The sequence below is a fragment of the Klebsiella sp. w6 genome (genome assembly GCF_033100215.1).
Classification (GTDB): domain Bacteria; phylum Pseudomonadota; class Gammaproteobacteria; order Enterobacterales; family Enterobacteriaceae; genus Klebsiella; species Klebsiella variicola.
This window is the reverse complement of record NZ_CP136907.1, coordinates 55,661-71,812: the sequence shown is the minus strand read 5'-3', so window position 1 is coordinate 71,812 and position 16,152 is coordinate 55,661. Positions and strand designations below refer to the sequence as shown.

Here is a 16,152-nt window from a genome sequence, read left to right as displayed (position 1 = left end):
TGCGCATGTTAATAAACCACGGTTTCCCCATCCTGCGGGATACTCACCACATCGGCAATCTGATTATCCACCGCATACTGGCGCATCTCTTCCCGGCTCACCAGACAGTGGTTGACCGCCTCGAGGTGGATAGCCATGATTTTCGCTTCCGGCAGGGCGAAGTGCACGTTCAGGAGATCTTCCTTGCCCATGATTATCGGGCCAAAGCCGATGACGTGGGCGTAGCCGGCGTTGAGGACCACCACGTCCGGGCGCAGCTTCAGCAGGTCGGCTGCAATGTCATCACGCCAGATGGTATCCCCCATCAGCCACAGCGTCTTCTCCTGCGGATGGCGAAACACCACGCCGCAGGCTTCTCCCAGGCGCTCAGCCATCGCCGGCACCGCGTAGGTACGGTCGCTGCCGTGTTGGCCGGAGGTGGTTTTCTGCAGGCGCACGCCGGCAAATTCGCTGTCTGCCGACAGCAGGCGCAGATCCTGAAATCCCTGGCTGCGCAGCAGCGCGGCGTCGGCCTCATGCTGGACGAACACCGGTAGGGTTTTCGGGATCGCGGCGATCGCCGCCGCGTCCCAGTGATCGTCATGGGTATGGGTGACGATCACCGCATCAACATCGATAATTTTATCGCGGGAAAACGGTAGCTCAACCAGCGGATTGCGCAGCTCGCTGCGCGCAGTGCCAGGAAAACCTGGCCAGGCGCCCTTGTCAGCCAGCATCGGGTCGATGAGAAATCTTTTCCCGGCGTAGTCAATCCTCTGGGTCGCATTACGGATGTGGGTGATGTTCATGTTGGTGTTCCTCAGTGGGGTCATCTGACGAACATCGTACTGAGTCCGCACCTGGCTCAACAGGGGCATTTGGGCAATGATCGATGGAATCGGGCCAACCTGCGGCGGTTGCCATCCGCCTCCGGCTATGTTGTTCTTAAGGCTCAATTTTTGACAGGAGTGGCAGGATGAAAAAGAAACTGACCGCCGCCGATATGCACGACCCGCAGGTCATCGCCGAGACGCCGTGGTTCAGCATGCGTAAGGTGGGGATTGATGTCGCCCCCGGCGAGCGCCGCGACTTTTATTCCATTCATTACCCGCGCCCGGCGGTGGGGATTGTGGCTATCCAGGATGAGAAAGTACTGCTGATTCGCCACTACCGCTATCTGATCGACAAGGTGGTGTGGGCGATTCCCTCTGGCGGCGTCGATGAAGGGGAAGATCCGGCGGTCGCCGCGCTGCGCGAGCTGCGGGAAGAGACCGGCTGGCAGGCGCAACGCGTCGAGGAGATCATTCGCTTCAACCCCTCCTACGGCAGCAGCGATCAGCTGTTTATCACCTGGCTGGCTACCGACTTACGCTGGGTGGGAATGGATGCAGATCAGGATGAGGTGATGGAGACCGGCTGGTTTACCTTCGACGAGATAAACCAGCTGATCGCCTGCGGCGAGATGCCGGACGGGCTGTCGCTGGTGCCGCTGCTGCAGCTGATGGCGCAGCGGCGAAGCGGCCCGCTTACGGCTTAAGCATCCGCCAGCGGAACCACAGCTGGGCCACCAGGATCAGCACGCCGCCGATAATCTTCTGCAGCGGCAGCTGTTCGCCGTACCACAGCGCGGCGGCAATGACCGTCAGCAGCGGTTCGAGCACCATGATGATCGCGGCGCTGGCCACCGCCGCGTACTTCTGCCCCTTCATCTGCAGACCGAAGCGCAGGCTGGTGGCGATGACAATGCTGGCCACCAGCCAGCCGAGAGTCGGCAGGGTCATCGGCTGGTCCCAGCGTTCAACGGCAGCGGAGATGGTCAACCCGACGATACCGGTGATCGCCAGCTGCACGGTGGTCAGGGGGATCAGCGGTACTTCACGCGCGCAGCGGCTGGTGTAACAGAACCAGATCGACTGCACCAGCGCCGTCAGCAAAAACCAGCCCTGGCTGGGGTGGAAGGCTATCGGCATATGCAGACTGAGCAGCCCCAGGCCTACCACCGCGATCGGCAGGCACTCCCACCAGGCGCGAGGCGGGCGCACCTTCATCATCACCCACGCGGTTAGCGGGACGAACATCATCGACAGGCTCATGATAAACGCCCCTTCGCCGAGCGACGCCGTCGTGGAGACCGAATAGATCCACAGGCAGAGGTTGAGCGCAAACCAGAGTCCGCTGATGATGAGTTTTGGCCAGTGCTGCTTTTGCGGGCGAAAACCGCGGCAGAACGGCAGCAGAAGCAGCGCGGCGAAGAAAAAGCGCAGCCCAAGGAACGCGAATACCGGCATGCCGGCGATCGCCTCGCGGGAAAAAATCCAGCCGCAGGCGGCAATCACCGTCGCGGCAATCAGCAGCAGGTCAGCCTGCCGTTGGCGTACCATACGCGCCTCTCCCTGTGTGTAGGCTTACCAGCCCGGCACCGCGCCGCCGTTGAAGATAGTCTCTGCCGCCTTCGCCACCTCCGGCGACTGGTACGACTGCATAAACTCCTTCACGTTTTCCGCGTCTTTATTGTCTTCCCGGGTCACGATGATGTTCACGTAGGGCGAGTTTTTATCTTCGATAAAGATGCCGTCACGAACCGGCGACAGCCCGGTTTGCTGCAGGTAGGTGGTGCTGATGATAGCCACGTCGACTTTGGGATCGTCGAGCACGCGCGGCAGTTGCGCCCCTTCCAGCTCCATAATTTTCAGGTTACGCGGGTTATCGGTGATATCCACCGCCGTCGGCAGCAGGCCGGTCCCGGCTTTGAGGGTAATCAGCTTCTCTTTTTGCAGCAGCAGCAGCGCCCGCCCGAGATTGGTCGGGTCGTTGGGGATGGCGATCGTCGCGCCGTCTTGCAGTTCGGCGACTGACTTGATCTTGCGCGAATAGCCGGCCATCGGGAAGACGAAGGTATTGCCGACCGCCACCAGATGATAGTTATGCGCTTTGTTGTCCTGCTCAAGGAAAGGCCGATGCTGGAAGACGTTGGCGTCCAGATCGCCGGCGTTGGTCGATTCGTTAGGCAGCAGCGAGCCGCTGAATCCCACCAGTTCGACGTCCAGACCGTACTTCTCTTTGGCCACCTTCTTCGCCACTTCCGCCACATCCTGCTCGGCGCCGTTAATCACGCCGACCTTAATGTGCTTCGCTTCATTACCCTTTTGGTCGCAGCCGACCAGCGCCAGACCCGCCAGCATCACTGCGGCGGCGGCCCGTAAACGTAATCTCATCCTCTTCACCCTGTCTGTCCTGACTGTCATTGTTTTTTTCGTGCAAAACTATAGCGACTTTCGGGTCGGGTAATAAACAGCAAACCACGCAACTGGAAATAAAATCATCTTCGCGAAACGCGAGGCGCTAGCCCCGTCGCCACTCACCCGGCGTCACGCCATAGCGCATTTTGAAGCGCTTCGAGAAGGACGCCAGCGACTGAAAGCCGCAGCGTTCGGCAATGACCTCGAGGTTGGTCTGACGCTCCAGGCGCAGCAGCCGGGCGGCCAGCGCCATTCGCAGCTGCGACAGCCACGCCTGCGGCGTCAGGTGATAAACGCGGGCAAAATGACGGGCAAAGGTGGCCCGCGAAAGAAAGGCACGGGCGGCCATGGTTTCCAGCGTCCACGGCTGCTCCGGGGTCGCCATCACCGCCAGCACCGCCGGCATCAGGCGTTCATCGCTCATCAGACGCAGCAGTCCACCGGGCGGCTGTTGCTCACCAAGCAGCATGCGCAGCAGGAGCACCAGCAGCGTATCGCCGAGGCTGCGCACGATAGCGCTGCCGCCGGGACGCTGCGCCAGGCTCTCGCGCACCAGTATATTAAGCAGCGCGTCCAGCTCCGGGCAGTCTTCACGCGCATCGGTATGGAGATGGATCAGCGTCGATGCTTCACTGAACAGCCAGCTGACGTGCGGACCAAAATAGAATTCGCCGCACAGCATCTCCAGCGCCCCCTCCGCCGGGCCGACGCGCATTTCCGTCACCGTGCCGTTAAACCGGTGCGCTACCGGCAGCACCTGGCCCCACTCCACCAGGCTCTCCATCAGATGCGGCGAACCGTACGGCAGGAGGACCACATCTCCCGCGCGCAGGTGATGAGTCTGGCCGCCGACGTTGAGCCGCCCCTCGCCGCGCAGCACCACGTGCCAGGGCACCACGCCGCTGCGCATTTGCTGGTGCCCGGCCTGCCAGCGGCCGCCGAAGCGACAGTGCAGGTTCACTTCGCAGCGCGGCGCCAGCAGCGCCAGCAGATGACTGAGACTGTCCATGCTTCTCCTGAGACGATAAGACAAAAAGGTGAGACGAAGACCGCCAGTCTAGCATGCGGCAAGCGCCTAAGATGACCCCATTGCCAACACACCCTCGATAACAACAGGAGTTAACCATGAGCCGTTTAGCAGATATCCGTGAACAAGACGCCACCGGCAAAGCCGCCGATATTTTCGCCGGGATCAAAAAAGCGATGGGCAAAGTGCCGAACGCCTATCTCACCATCGGCGGCCACTCGCCGGCAGCACTGCAGCAGGCGCTGGCGCACAATGCGATGCTCCATAAAGGCAGCCTCAGCGCCCAACAGCTGGAAGCGATTAACCTGTCGGTCAGCGAAGCCACCGGCTGTGACTACTGTCTGGCCGCGCATACCCTGATGGCGAAAAAAGCCGGCTTCAGCAGCGAACAAATCCACGCCCTGCGCCGCGGGGAGTATGCGGAAGAGGCGCAGCTTGATGCGCTGGTGAAATTCGCGCAGACCCTGGTGACCACCACCGGTACGCTGCCGGAAGCCGACGTCGCCGCGCTGCGCAACGCCGGTTTTAGCGACCAGCAGGTGATTGAGATCATCAGCGCCGTCAGCGCCATCCTGTTCACCAACATGGTGAACCGGGTTAACGACACGGTGGTCGACTTCCCGAAAGCCGATTAACCCGTCGTCGCGCGCCTGTTTACAGTCCCAATTCGCTTAGCCCCGGATGATCGTCCGGGCGGCGCCCCTGGGGCCAGTGGAACAGGCGCTCGCTTTCGGCGATCGGCAGATCGTTGATGCAGGCGTAGCGCGTCTGCATCAGCCCGTGCTTATCAAACTCCCAGTTCTCATTGCCATACGAGCGAAACCAGTTGCCGCTGTCGTCGCACCACTCATAGGCGAAGCGCACGGCAATGCGATTCTCCTGCCATGCCCACAGCTCCTTAATCAGCCGGTATTGCTGCTCCTTGCGCCATTTTCGCTGCAGGAACTCAACAATTTGCCCCCTGCCGTGGACAAATTCGCTGCGGTTGCGCCATTCGCTATCGACGGTGTAGGCCAGAGCGACTTTTTCGGCATCGCGACTGTTCCAGCCATCTTCCGCGGCGCGGACCTTCTGGATAGCGCTGTCGCGGGTAAACGGCGGTAACGGGGGACGTTGCTCATTCATCAGGAGTCTCCTTTTGAGGCTAATTGCTGCTGCAGGCGCTGATTCTCCTGCTCCAGGTCATGAATACGTTGCTGCAGGTTCTGGCTGTACTCCGCCACCTGCTGCGCGCTGTAGCGCGGCGTAATGTGCTGCGGGCAGTTCCAGTCAAACGCCTGCAAATGAAAAAGAAACAGACGTTCGATGCGAGCGCGATAGTTTACCGGCGCCACCTGCGCCAGCAGCTGCGGATGGTCCTCTGCCGCCACGACTTCGACGGTGGCGTAGATTTTCAGCCTGGCACGGCGCGGATAATCCATCAAAAACAGGCAGGCCCGGTCGCTGCCACGCAGATTGCCGGTGGTGATGTACTGGCGGTTGCCGCCGAAATCGGCCATCGCCAGGGTGGTGTCATCCAGCAGATGCAGAAACCCCACCGGGCCGCCGCGATGCTGCATGTAGGGCCAGCCGCTCTGCGACACCGTCGCCAGATAAAAGCTGTCGCGGGTGGCGATCATCCCCGCTTCGCTGTCGCCGAAGCGGTCGGCCTGGCGGCGACTGTGCGGCGTTTGCCACAGCGAGTCGCTGCCCATTTCATGCTGCACATCCATCACGTCCGGGGTGATGGCGATATCGAGAAAGGTTGCTGCCATAGCGCCTCCTGTTGTCTGGCGCCATCATGGACTGTACTGTGAAGAATGATAATACGGGTAAAGTGGCAATCATCTTTCCGAAAAACGGGAGAATAATGGATCGATTAAGCGCGATGGCGCTGCTGGTGAAAGTGACCGAGCTGGGGAGCATGTCGGCGGCGGCGCGGGCGCTGAATATGCCGTTGACCACCGTCAGCCGCCATATTGGTGAACTGGAGAGCGCGCTGGGCGTGCGCCTGCTGGCGCGAACCACCCGCAAACTGACGCTCACCGACGCCGGGGTCGATTATGTCGCTGCCGCCCGGCGGATCCTTGAGGAGGTGGAAAACGCCGAACGCCAGGCGACGGGCGAATATCAGGAGCCAAAAGGCGAGCTGGTGATCTCCGCGCCAACGATGTTTGGACGCCAGCACGTTCTTCCGGTAATCAGTGAATTTATCGCCCGCTACCCGCAAATTCGCGTCCGTTTGCTGCTCAGCGATCGCAATGCCGACCTGGTGAGCGACCATGTCGATCTGGCGGTGCGGATTGGCGACCTGGCGGACAGCAGCATGGTGGCCACCCGCCTCGGCACCATGCGGATTGTGGCCTGCGCCCATCCGGCGCTGCTGGCGAAATACGGCGAGCCGCAGCGGCCGCGCGATTTGGCGGCGCTGCCGATCATCCGCATTGAATCGCCGATGCCCTATCGCGGCTGGCGCTTTCGCGCCGCTGAGCGCGATGACCAGCTGATTAACCTGCCGCCGGTGCTATCCGTCACCACGCCAGAGAGCGCCGCCGATGCCGCGCGGCTGGGGGTGGGGGTGGCCCGCTTACTGCATTATCAGGCGCTGGATGGCCTGCGCCACGGGGAGCTCCGTCTGCTGCTAGAAAACGTCGAGCCGGATCCGGCGCCGGTCCATTTGCTGTATACCGCGCGGGATCTGGCGCCGCTTAAGCTGCGGAAATTTATCGATTTTGCCGCGCCGGCGCTGCGTCAGGCACTGCTGCGCATCGCCGGGGCCGCTTAATGCGTCGCGGTCTTCAGCGGTGCCTCCTTTAACAGCCAGGAGAGGACAAACGCCACCGCCATAATGCCGGCCGCCATCAGGAACGCCGCGTGGATCGCCGCGCCGAAGGCGTCGAGGTAGTCGAGGCGGATATCCGCGGGCAGGTGCTGAACCGCCACTGGATTCATTCCCGGCGGCAGCACCGCGCCTTCCGGCAGCAGTTGTTGCAGGTTGCTCTGCAGCACGTGCGTGAACACCGCGCCAAACAGCGCCACGCCGATCGAGCCACCAATCGAGCGGAACAGGGTCACGCCGGAGGTGGCGACGCCGTACATCTGCGCTGGCATCGCGTTCTGCACCGCCAGGACCAGCACCTGCATCACCAGCCCCAGACCCGCTCCCAGCACACCGGTAAACAGATACAGCTGCCACAGCGGCGAGTGAATGGTGATGCGGGTCAGCAGTACCATGCCGGTCACGCCGAGCAGGGTGCCGAGGATGGGGAACAGGCGATATTTACCGGTACGGCTGATAATCCGCCCGCTGATAATCGAGGTCAGCAGCAGGCCGCCCATCAGGGGGATCAGCTGCAGCCCGGCCTCGGTGGGCGTCGCCTCCTTCACCACCTGCAGATAGAGCGGCAGGAAGGTGACTGACCCGAACAGCGACATGCCGATGACGAAGCCAATCAGGCTGCACAGCAGGAAGCTGCGGTTGCGGAACAGCGCCAGCGGAATAATCGGTTCGATGGCGATCCGCTCTTCGTACATAAAGCCGATGATCCCCACGATGCCGAAGGCCAGAATGCACCACAGCTGCGGGTCATTCCACGCGTGGACGCTGCCCCCTTCCGAGGTAAACAGAATGATGCACAACAGCGCCATGCTGAGGTAAATCGCCCCCAGCCAGTCAATCTGATGCTGGCTGCGTTTATTGCTGCTGTGGAATACCGCGCCGATCACCAGCAGCGCGAACAGGCCGAGCGGCAGGTTGATATAGAAGATCCAGCGCCAGGAGGCGTGCTGCACCAGAAAACCGCCGATCAGCGGGCCGATCACCGTCGCCAGGCCAAAAACACCGCCGAACAGCCCCTGATAGCGGCCGCGGTTGGCGGGTGGGATGACGTCGGCGACCGCCGCCATGCTGATCACCATCAGGCCGCCGCCGCCGAGCCCCTGCAGGCCGCGCATCAGCACCAGCTGGGTCATGTTCTGCGCCAGCCCGCAGAGCACGGAGCCGACGAGAAACAGCCCAATCGCCACCTGCAGCACGATTTTGCGACCGAACAGATCGCCGAATTTCCCGTACAGCGGCACCGCGATGGTGGAGCTGAGAATATAGGCCGTGACCACCCAGGAAAGCTTGTCCAGCCCGCCCAGTTCGCCGACAATCGTCGGCAGCGCGGTGGAGACAATGGTCTGATCCAACGCCGAGAGCAACATCACCAACAGCAATGCGCTGAACAGCAGGCGTATCGACTGCACCGGTGGGTTAGCGACTTCAGAAGTCATTACAACGCTCGCTTGAAATTAATTAAATGCATAATTAATATTTAGTGAAAGAATGAGTCGGGTCAAGAGATCGCCATACCATGACAGCACAAAAGGATCAGGATGCCCCCCGCCGCCCGGGTCGGCCGCGCGGTAAAAAACCGGATACTGCCAATCGCGAACAGCTGATGGACATTGCCCTGATGCTGTTTGCCCGCGACGGGGCGGGCCGCGTATCGTTGAACGCCATCGCCAAAGAGGCCGGGGTGACGCCGGCGATGCTGCATTACTACTTCAGTTCCCGGGATGCGCTGGTGACCCAGCTGATTGAGGAGCGCTTTATGCCGCTGCGCAATCACATCAGCCGCATTTTTGTCGATCATCCGCAGGATCCGGTGCTGGCGCTGACGATGATGGTCGAGACGCTGGCGCATATGGCGGAGAAAAACGCCTGGTTTGCGCCGCTGTGGATGCAGGAGATCATCGGCGAGATGCCGATCCTGCGTCAGCATATGGATGCCCGCTTCGGCGAGGAGCGTTTTCAGGTGATGCTGGAGACGGTGCGTCGCTGGCAGCTGGAGGGCAAGATCAATCCGGCGCTGTCGCCGGAGCTGCTGTTTACCACGGTGATTAGCCTGGTGCTGGTGCCATTTTCACGCATTCACAGCGATCCGCGTTTACAGGCGGTCAACCGCCAGACCATCATCAGCCACGCGCTGGCGTTAATGGGCCACGGCGTCGGAGGTTAAGGCGTGGTTTTGACGCTTTTGTAGCCCGGATAAGGCGCCACGCGCCGCCATCCGGGAGTTTCCCTGCTCGCGCTACGCTTAGCAGGGCTACAACTTCTATGTTAATTCCCGGCAGATTGCGCTCCCGGTTGATCTTCTGCGTTATGTCTCTTATGCCGCAGGGAGCGCACAGGGGGCGGCCAGTCGCCGCCGCCCCCTGTACCCCCGGGCTCCGGCCAGCAAAATCGCCGCTACGCGGTCCCTTCGACTTATCCCTGCAGGCTTCGGGTCGGGCCGAGGCAGCGTCCGTGCAAAACACGGCCCTCAGCCCGCATCCATGCGGGCTGCCCCGGCCTTCCGGGAACGTCTCAGCGATTTTGAGGCCGCCAGCACCGGCAGTTTCAGTCGCGCAAGTGGGTATATCAATAACAGGCCGCTCGGAACGTAGGCCGGATAAGGCGCCAGCCGCCATCCGGCACAACCACAGGTAGGGTACCTGACCGCCCGGGGATACCAGGATCGTTACAGCGCCTTCGACAAATAGTGGCGCTGCATGCCTGCGTGGGGGAAGTCGGGCAGCGACATCTGCAGCTGATAGCCTAATTTCTGATAAAACGGCAGCGCCTGGAAGCTAAAGGTATCCACCAGCAGATGGCTGCAACCTAGCGCCTGCGCCTGCTGTTCCGCCTCCTGCATCAGCTCGCTCCCCAGCCCGCGCCCGCGCGTCGCCTCGCTAACCCACAGATACTCAATGCACAGCCAGTTGCCCTTGCGTTTGGCAATCAGCCCGCCCTGCATCACCCCTTGCGCATCGCGGGAGTAAACCCCCAGATCGCCAAACTGCGCCGCATCGAGATACTGCTGATTATACTGCCGCAGACCGGCAAGCAATTCTTGTTGATCGTCGGGATTAATGCTTTTTGTAATGATTAGTGTCATTAACTATCTCCAGTATTGCGATGCCGAATGGTTATTTTCCCTCTCCACTTTCACAAAATATTCTTATTTTCTCCATGATTATTTGCCTTAATTTTTTGCGTTCTAAAAGTAAGCAAAAAAACCTTTCCATTATCGCGGCGGATCGTATAATGGAGAAAAATGAGAATGATCATTCTCACCACAAAACCAGAGGAGATGCGCTTTTCACCTCCTGAAGACCGAAGAGGTTGGCTTCAACGGAGACACAATAACAATCACGTTCAGGAACATCTGTGTTCCTTTTTTGTCATTTTCGCTCACCCGAAAATGCCTCAGCGCCCAACCTATTCCCTCGTTTTTAAATAAACGGGGCGGACGTCTTATATCTTGAGAAAATATAATGAAATACATCATAGCTCCCATCGCGACAGCATTATTTCTCCTTAGCGGATGCGATAATGCGCAGACATCTGCCCCGCAGCAACCCACGCCGGAAGTGGGCGTGGTCACCCTGCAAAGCCAGCCGGTGCCGGTAGTCAGCCAGCTCACCGGGCGCACCACCGCCTCGCTCAGCGCCGAAGTACGCCCCCAGGTGGGTGGCATCATCCAGAAGCGCCTGTTTACCGAAGGCGATATGGTGAAGGCCGGGCAGGCCCTTTACCAGATCGATCCCTCCAGCTATCGCGCGACCTGGAACGAAGCGGCGGCCGCGCTGAAACAGGCCCAGGCGCTGGTGGTCTCCGATTGCCAGAAGGCCCAGCGCTACGCGTCGCTGGTCAGGGATAACGGCGTTTCCCGCCAGGATGCCGACGACGCCGCCTCCACCTGTGCCCAGGACAAGGCCAGCGTGGAATCGAAGAAAGCGGCGCTGGAGAGCGCGCGCATCAACCTGAACTGGACCACCGTCACCGCACCGATAGCCGGGCGCATCGGCATCTCGTCGGTTACGCCGGGGGCGCTGGTCTCCGCCGATCAGGATACCGCGCTGGCGACGATCCGCGGGCTCGACACCATGTATGTCGATCTGACGCGATCCAGCGTCGATCTCCTGCGTTTACGCAAACAAAGCCTGGCCAGCAACAGCGACACCCTCAGCGTGACGTTAACCCTGGAAGATGGCAGTACCTACCAGGAAAAAGGGCGTCTGGCGCTCACCGAAGTCGCCGTCGATGAATCCACCGGCTCGGTGACCCTGCGCGCTATCTTCCCCAACCCGCAGCACGTCCTGCTGCCGGGGATGTTCGTCCGCGCGCGCATCGATGAAGGCATCATGAACGACGCGATCCTCGCCCCACAGCAGGGGATCACCCGCGATGCCAAAGGCGACGCCACGGCGCTGGTGGTCGATGCCGCCAACAAAGTTGAGCAGCGTACCGTGGAAACCGGCGACACCTATGGCGATAAATGGCTGGTGCTGAGCGGCCTGAAAGCAGGCGATAAGCTGATTGTCGAAGGCACCAGTAAAGTGGCCCCCGGACAGACAGTGAAGGCCGTTGCCGTCAACAATAACGGAGGCAATGCCTGATGTTCTCCCGTTTCTTCGTACGTCGCCCGGTCTTTGCCTGGGTGATCGCCATTCTGATTATGCTCGCCGGGGTGCTGGCGATCCGCACCCTGCCGGTAGGCCAGTACCCGGACGTCGCCCCGCCGGCGGTGAAAATCTCCGCCACCTATACCGGGGCGTCCGCCGAAACCCTGGAGAACAGCGTCACCCAGGTGATCGAGCAGCAGCTTACCGGCCTCGACCATCTGCTCTACTTCAGCTCCACCAGCAGCTCCGATGGCTCGGTCAGCATCACCGTCACCTTTGAGCAAGGGACCGACCCGGACACCGCCCAGGTGCAGGTGCAAAACAAAGTCCAGCAGGCGGAATCGCGGCTGCCGAGCGAAGTCCAGCAGTCCGGCGTAACGGTGGAAAAATCGCAGAGCAGCTTCCTGCTGATCCTCGCGGTGTATGACAAAACCAATCGCGCCACCAGCTCCGATATCTCCGACTGGCTGGTCAGCAATATGCAGGACCCGCTGGCGCGCGTGGAGGGTGTCGGCAGCCTGCAGGTATTCGGCGCCGAATACGCGATGCGCGTCTGGATGGACCCGACCAAACTCGCCTCCTACTCGCTGATGCCTTCCGACGTTCAGTCGGCGATTGAGGCGCAGAACGTGCAGGTTTCCGCCGGTAAAATCGGCGCGCTACCGTCGTCCAATGCCCAGCAATTGACCGCCACCGTGCGGGCGCAATCCCGGCTGCAAACCCCTGACCAGTTCAAAGCGATCATCGTGAAAAGCCAGGCCGACGGCTCGGTGGTGCGCCTGAGCGATGTCGCGCGGGTGGAGATGGGCAGCGAGGATTACACCGCTACCGCTAATCTGAACGGCCATCCGGCCGCCGGGATCGCGGTGATGATGGCCCCCGGCGCCAACGCGCTGGACACCGCGACCCTGGTGAAAAGCAAAATCGCCGAATTCCAGCGTCAGATGCCGCAGGGCTACGATATCGCCTATCCGAAGGACAGCACCGAGTTCATCAAAATCTCGGTCGAGGATGTGATTCAGACCCTGTTCGAAGCGATCATTCTCGTGGTCTGCGTGATGTATCTGTTCCTGCAGAACTTCCGCGCGACGCTCATTCCGGCGGTGGCGGTGCCGGTGGTGCTGCTTGGCACCTTTGGGGTGCTGGCGCTGTTCGGCTACTCGATTAACACCCTGACGCTGTTCGCCATGGTGCTGGCGATCGGCCTGCTGGTGGATGACGCCATCGTGGTGGTGGAAAATGTCGAGCGCATTATGCGCGACGAAGGGCTCCCCGCCCGCGAAGCCACCGAAAAATCGATGGGCGAAATCTCCGGCGCGCTGGTGGCGATCGCCCTAGTGCTGTCGGCGGTGTTCCTGCCGATGGCCTTCTTCGGCGGATCGACCGGGGTCATCTATCGCCAGTTCTCGGTAACCATTATTTCGGCAATGATGCTGTCGGTGGTGGTGGCGCTAACCCTCACCCCGGCGCTGTGCGGCGCGCTGCTCAGCCACTCCAAACCACACACCAAAGGGTTCTTTGGCGCCTTTAACCGCCTGTGGGGGCGCACGGAAGCAGGCTACCAGCGCCGCGTACTCGGCGGCCTGCGCCGGGGCGCAGTGATGATGGGCGCTTACGCGTTGATTTGCGGGGCGATGGCGCTGGCGATGTGGAAGCTGCCGGGCAGCTTCCTGCCGGTGGAGGACCAGGGGGAGATCATGGTCCAGTACACCCTGCCCGCCGGGGCCACCGCGGTGCGTACCGCTGAGGTGCGCCGCCAGGTGACCGACTGGTTCCTCACCAAAGAGAAAGCCAATACCGACGTCATTTTCACCGTCGACGGCTTCAGCTTTAGCGGCAGCGGCCAGAACGCCGGGATGGCCTTCGTGTCGCTGAAAAACTGGTCGCAGCGCAAAGGGGACGACAATACCGCCCAGGCCATTGCCCTGCGTGCCACCAAAGAGCTGGGGACGATCCGCGACGCCACCCTGTTCGCCATGACCCCGCCGTCAGTGGACGGTCTCGGGCAGAGCAACGGCTTCACCTTCGAACTGATGGCCAGCGGCGGTACCGACCGCGACAGTCTGATGAAGCTGCGCAGCCAGCTGCTGGCGGCGGCCAACCAGAGCAGCGAGCTGCAGTCGGTGCGCGCCAACGACCTGCCGCAGATGCCGCAACTGCAGGTGGATATCGATAATAACAAAGCCGTCTCGCTGGGGCTGTCGCTGAGCGATGTGACCGATACGCTCTCCAGCGCCTGGGGCGGTACCTACGTGAATGACTTTATCGATCGCGGCCGGGTGAAAAAGGTCTATATCCAGGGCGAAAGCGACGCGCGCGCGGTGCCGTCGGACCTCGGCAAATGGTTCGTTCGCGGCAGCGATAACAGCATGACGCCGTTCTCCGCCTTCGCCACCACCCACTGGCAATACGGCCCGGAAAGCCTGGTGCGCTACAACGGCTCCGCCGCCTTTGAGATCCAGGGCGAAAACGCCGCCGGCTTCAGCTCCGGCGCGGCGATGGACAAGATGGAAAAGCTGGCCGACAGCCTGCCGGCGGGCTCCACCTGGGCGTGGAGCGGCATTTCGCTGCAGGAAAAGCTCGCCAGCGGCCAGGCGATGAGCCTCTACGCCATCTCGATTCTGGTGGTGTTCCTGTGCCTGGCGGCGCTGTATGAGAGCTGGTCGGTGCCGTTCTCGGTGATCATGGTTATCCCGCTCGGCCTGCTCGGCGCGGCGCTGGCGGCGACGCTGCGCGGTTTAAGCAACGACGTCTACTTCCAGGTGGCGCTGCTGACCACCATCGGCCTGTCGTCGAAAAACGCCATCCTGATCGTGGAGTTCGCTGAATCCGCCGTGGATGAGGGGTATTCGCTCTCCCGGGCGGCGATCCGTGCCGCGCAGACCCGTCTGCGCCCGATTGTCATGACCTCGCTGGCGTTTATCGCCGGGGTACTGCCGCTGGCCATCGCCACCGGCGCCGGAGCCAACAGCCGCGTGGCGATCGGCACCGGCATCATCGGCGGCACCCTGACGGCCACCCTGCTGGCGGTGTTTTTCGTACCGCTGTTCTTCGTGCTGGTGAAACGTCTCTTCACCCGCCAACGTCCTTCTCAGGAGTAAGGTATGTTTCGTTTGAGTTTTATGTTTATCGCGCTCCTGACCGCGGGCTGCGTCTCGCTTGACCCGCATTATGATCGCCCGGCCGCGCCGGTGCCGGCCACCCTGCCCGGGGCGCACGGCGAATCGACGGCGGTGGTCGGCGACTGGCAGAAAGTGGTCAATGACGCGCGGCTGAAAAAAGTGGTCAGCATCGCGCTAAACAGCAACCGCGATGTGCAAAAAGCGCTGGCCGATATCGAGGCCGCGCGCGCCCAGTACGGCGAGACGCGGGCGTCGCTGTTTCCCACTGTCGATGCCGAGCTGAGCCATACCCGCAGCAAAACGGTAGCCAGCGGCCTGAGCTCCGCTTCGCAGGCCGACGGCGCGGTCTCCAGCTTCGAACTGGACTTGTTCGGCAAGAACCAGAGCCTGTCGCGCGCGGCGCGCGAAACCTGGCTTGCCAGCGAATTCACCGCGCAGAATACCCGGCTGACGATGATTGCCGATTTGACCACCGCCTGGGTGACGCTGGCGACGGATAACAGCAATCTGGCGCTGGCGCAGCAGACCATGGACAGCGCAGCAAACTCGCGCAACATCGTCGCCCGCCAGATGGCGGTGGGTACCGCTTCCGCCGGCGATGTAAGCTCGGCGGAAAGCGTCTATCAGCAGGCCCGCGCCAGCGTCGCCAGCTATCGCACGCTGGTGGCGCAGGATAAAAACGCCATTAACCTGCTGGCGGGGGAAACCGTGCCGGAGAGCCTGTTGCCCGGCACCCTCGAGAGCCTCGGGGATAACAGCATCGCGCTGGTGCCGGCGGGCGTGTCGTCGTCGGTGCTGCTGCGCCGGCCGGACATTCAGGAAGCGGAGCACAATCTGAAGAGCGCCAATGCCGATATCGGCGCGGCGCGGGCGAACTTCTTCCCGTCGATTTCCCTGACCGCCAGCGCCGGGGTCGGCAGCGACTCGCTGTCGTCGCTGTTCAGCCACGGGATGCAGGTGTGGTCGTTCGCCCCCTCCATCAGCCTGCCGCTGTTCACCGGCGGCAGCAACCTGGCGCAGCTGCGCTATGCGGAAGCGGAGAAAAAGGGGCTGATCGCCACCTACGAGAAATCGATTCAGAGCGCCTTTAAGGACGTTGCCGATGCGCTGGCGCGCCGGGAAACGCTGAGCGAAGAGCTCGATGCCCAGCGGCAGTACGTCGCCGCCGAGCAGACATCGCTGGATATCGCCATGAAGAGCTATCAGGCCGGAGTCGGCGATTATCTGTCGGTGCTTACGGCCCAGCGCACGCTGTGGTCGGCGAAGACGACGCTGCTGTCCCTGCAGCAGACCGACCTCAATAACCGGATCACCCTCTGGCAGTCGCTGGGCGGCGGCTCCAGTTAATTTCACCCGCCGGGCGGCCGCGCCCGGC

At 61.7% G+C, this 16,152-nt stretch carries 17 protein-coding genes; 8 read left to right on the top strand and 9 right to left on the bottom strand.

Annotation, left to right across the window (positions count from 1 at the left end):
- Positions 1-8: 8 nt before the first annotated feature.
- The gene (locus tag R0140_RS00360) at positions 9-788 is read right to left on the bottom strand and encodes an MBL fold metallo-hydrolase (protein WP_032756052.1); all 780 of its coding nucleotides are present in this window, start codon (positions 786-788) and stop codon (positions 9-11) included.
- A gap of 167 nt (positions 789-955) precedes the next feature.
- Between R0140_RS00360 and R0140_RS00355 the strand changes: the two genes are divergently transcribed.
- Positions 956-1,516, top strand: a complete 561-nt coding sequence (locus tag R0140_RS00355; protein WP_049152734.1) for an NUDIX hydrolase — start codon at positions 956-958, stop codon at positions 1,514-1,516.
- Here the strand turns inward: R0140_RS00355 and R0140_RS00350 are convergent.
- The 3 genes from R0140_RS00350 to R0140_RS00340 all read right to left on the bottom strand — a co-directional run bounded on the left by R0140_RS00350 (position 1,506) and on the right by R0140_RS00340 (position 4,227).
- Positions 1,506-2,360 carry a DMT family transporter gene (locus R0140_RS00350; protein ID WP_002922972.1) on the bottom strand — a complete coding sequence of 285 codons (855 nt, stop codon included), beginning with the start codon at positions 2,358-2,360 and terminating at the stop codon, positions 1,506-1,508. The two genes, R0140_RS00355 and R0140_RS00350, sit on opposite strands and share 11 nt — an antisense overlap.
- A 24-nt stretch (positions 2,361-2,384) precedes the next feature.
- Positions 2,385-3,194 (bottom strand): lipoprotein NlpA, encoded by an 810-nt coding sequence (gene nlpA / locus R0140_RS00345; RefSeq protein ID WP_023298362.1) that lies wholly within the window; start codon positions 3,192-3,194, stop codon positions 2,385-2,387.
- 127 nt (positions 3,195-3,321) lie between these two features.
- A complete protein-coding gene (locus R0140_RS00340; RefSeq protein WP_032731507.1) occupies positions 3,322-4,227 on the bottom strand; it encodes an AraC family transcriptional regulator in 906 nt (301 codons plus the stop codon).
- Between the two features lie 116 nt (positions 4,228-4,343).
- Here R0140_RS00340 and R0140_RS00335 point away from each other — a divergent pair, with 116 nt between their 5' ends.
- Positions 4,344-4,880, top strand: coding sequence for a carboxymuconolactone decarboxylase family protein (locus R0140_RS00335; RefSeq protein ID WP_008806790.1), 537 nt, complete (start codon positions 4,344-4,346; stop codon positions 4,878-4,880).
- A 19-nt stretch (positions 4,881-4,899) separates the two neighbouring features.
- On the opposite strand, the gene R0140_RS00330 is transcribed toward R0140_RS00335, so the two are convergent.
- Together R0140_RS00330 and R0140_RS00325 are read right to left on the bottom strand one after the other, a co-directional pair.
- Entirely contained in the window at positions 4,900-5,370 is a 471-nt protein-coding gene (locus R0140_RS00330; protein ID WP_016161992.1) for a nuclear transport factor 2 family protein, read from the bottom strand.
- Positions 5,370-5,999 carry a pyridoxamine 5'-phosphate oxidase family protein gene (locus tag R0140_RS00325; RefSeq protein WP_016161993.1) on the bottom strand — a complete coding sequence of 210 codons (630 nt, stop codon included), beginning with the start codon at positions 5,997-5,999 and terminating at the stop codon, positions 5,370-5,372. Before R0140_RS00325 ends, R0140_RS00330 begins: the two co-directional genes overlap by 1 nt.
- Before the next feature lie 38 nt (positions 6,000-6,037).
- Between R0140_RS00325 and R0140_RS00320 the strand changes: the two genes are divergently transcribed.
- Positions 6,038-7,009 (top strand): LysR family transcriptional regulator, encoded by a 972-nt coding sequence (locus R0140_RS00320; RefSeq protein ID WP_162822919.1) that lies wholly within the window; start codon positions 6,038-6,040, stop codon positions 7,007-7,009.
- On the opposite strand, the gene R0140_RS00315 is transcribed toward R0140_RS00320, so the two are convergent.
- On the bottom strand, positions 7,006-8,499 hold the full coding sequence (locus R0140_RS00315; RefSeq protein WP_032740353.1) for an MDR family MFS transporter: 1,494 nt from the start codon (positions 8,497-8,499) through the stop codon (positions 7,006-7,008). The two genes, R0140_RS00320 and R0140_RS00315, sit on opposite strands and share 4 nt — an antisense overlap.
- A gap of 80 nt (positions 8,500-8,579) precedes the next feature.
- On the opposite strand from R0140_RS00315, the gene R0140_RS00310 reads away from it, so the two are divergent.
- Entirely contained in the window at positions 8,580-9,227 is a 648-nt protein-coding gene (locus R0140_RS00310) for a TetR/AcrR family transcriptional regulator (RefSeq protein WP_023298366.1), read from the top strand.
- A 501-nt stretch (positions 9,228-9,728) separates the two neighbouring features.
- Here the strand turns inward: R0140_RS00310 and R0140_RS00305 are convergent.
- Positions 9,729-10,145: a GNAT family N-acetyltransferase gene (locus R0140_RS00305; RefSeq protein WP_032740354.1), complete on the bottom strand. Its 417-nt coding sequence runs from the start codon at positions 10,143-10,145 to the stop codon at positions 9,729-9,731.
- On the opposite strand from R0140_RS00305, the gene R0140_RS00300 reads away from it, so the two are divergent.
- Complete coding sequence (locus R0140_RS00300) at positions 10,120-10,236, top strand: hypothetical protein (protein WP_046620779.1); 117 nt, start codon at positions 10,120-10,122, stop codon at positions 10,234-10,236. The two genes, R0140_RS00305 and R0140_RS00300, sit on opposite strands and share 26 nt — an antisense overlap.
- Here the strand turns inward: R0140_RS00300 and R0140_RS00295 are convergent.
- Entirely contained in the window at positions 10,196-10,318 is a 123-nt protein-coding gene (locus R0140_RS00295) for a hypothetical protein (RefSeq protein ID WP_046620780.1), read from the bottom strand. The genes R0140_RS00300 and R0140_RS00295 overlap by 41 nt on opposite strands.
- Before the next feature lie 206 nt (positions 10,319-10,524).
- Here R0140_RS00295 and eefA point away from each other — a divergent pair, with 206 nt between their 5' ends.
- The 3 genes from eefA to eefC are packed head-to-tail and all read left to right on the top strand — an operon-like array spanning position 10,525 to position 16,124.
- Positions 10,525-11,649: a multidrug efflux RND transporter periplasmic adaptor subunit EefA gene (gene eefA, locus R0140_RS00290; protein ID WP_012967027.1), complete on the top strand. Its 1,125-nt coding sequence runs from the start codon at positions 10,525-10,527 to the stop codon at positions 11,647-11,649.
- Positions 11,649-14,756 carry a multidrug efflux RND transporter permease subunit EefB gene (gene eefB, locus R0140_RS00285; protein WP_004151514.1) on the top strand — a complete coding sequence of 1,036 codons (3,108 nt, stop codon included), beginning with the start codon at positions 11,649-11,651 and terminating at the stop codon, positions 14,754-14,756. The genes eefA and eefB overlap by 1 nt, the downstream gene beginning before the upstream one ends.
- A 3-nt stretch (positions 14,757-14,759) precedes the next feature.
- Positions 14,760-16,124, top strand: coding sequence for a multidrug efflux RND transporter outer membrane subunit EefC (gene eefC / locus R0140_RS00280; protein WP_317703927.1), 1,365 nt, complete (start codon positions 14,760-14,762; stop codon positions 16,122-16,124).
- Positions 16,125-16,152 lie beyond the last annotated feature (28 nt).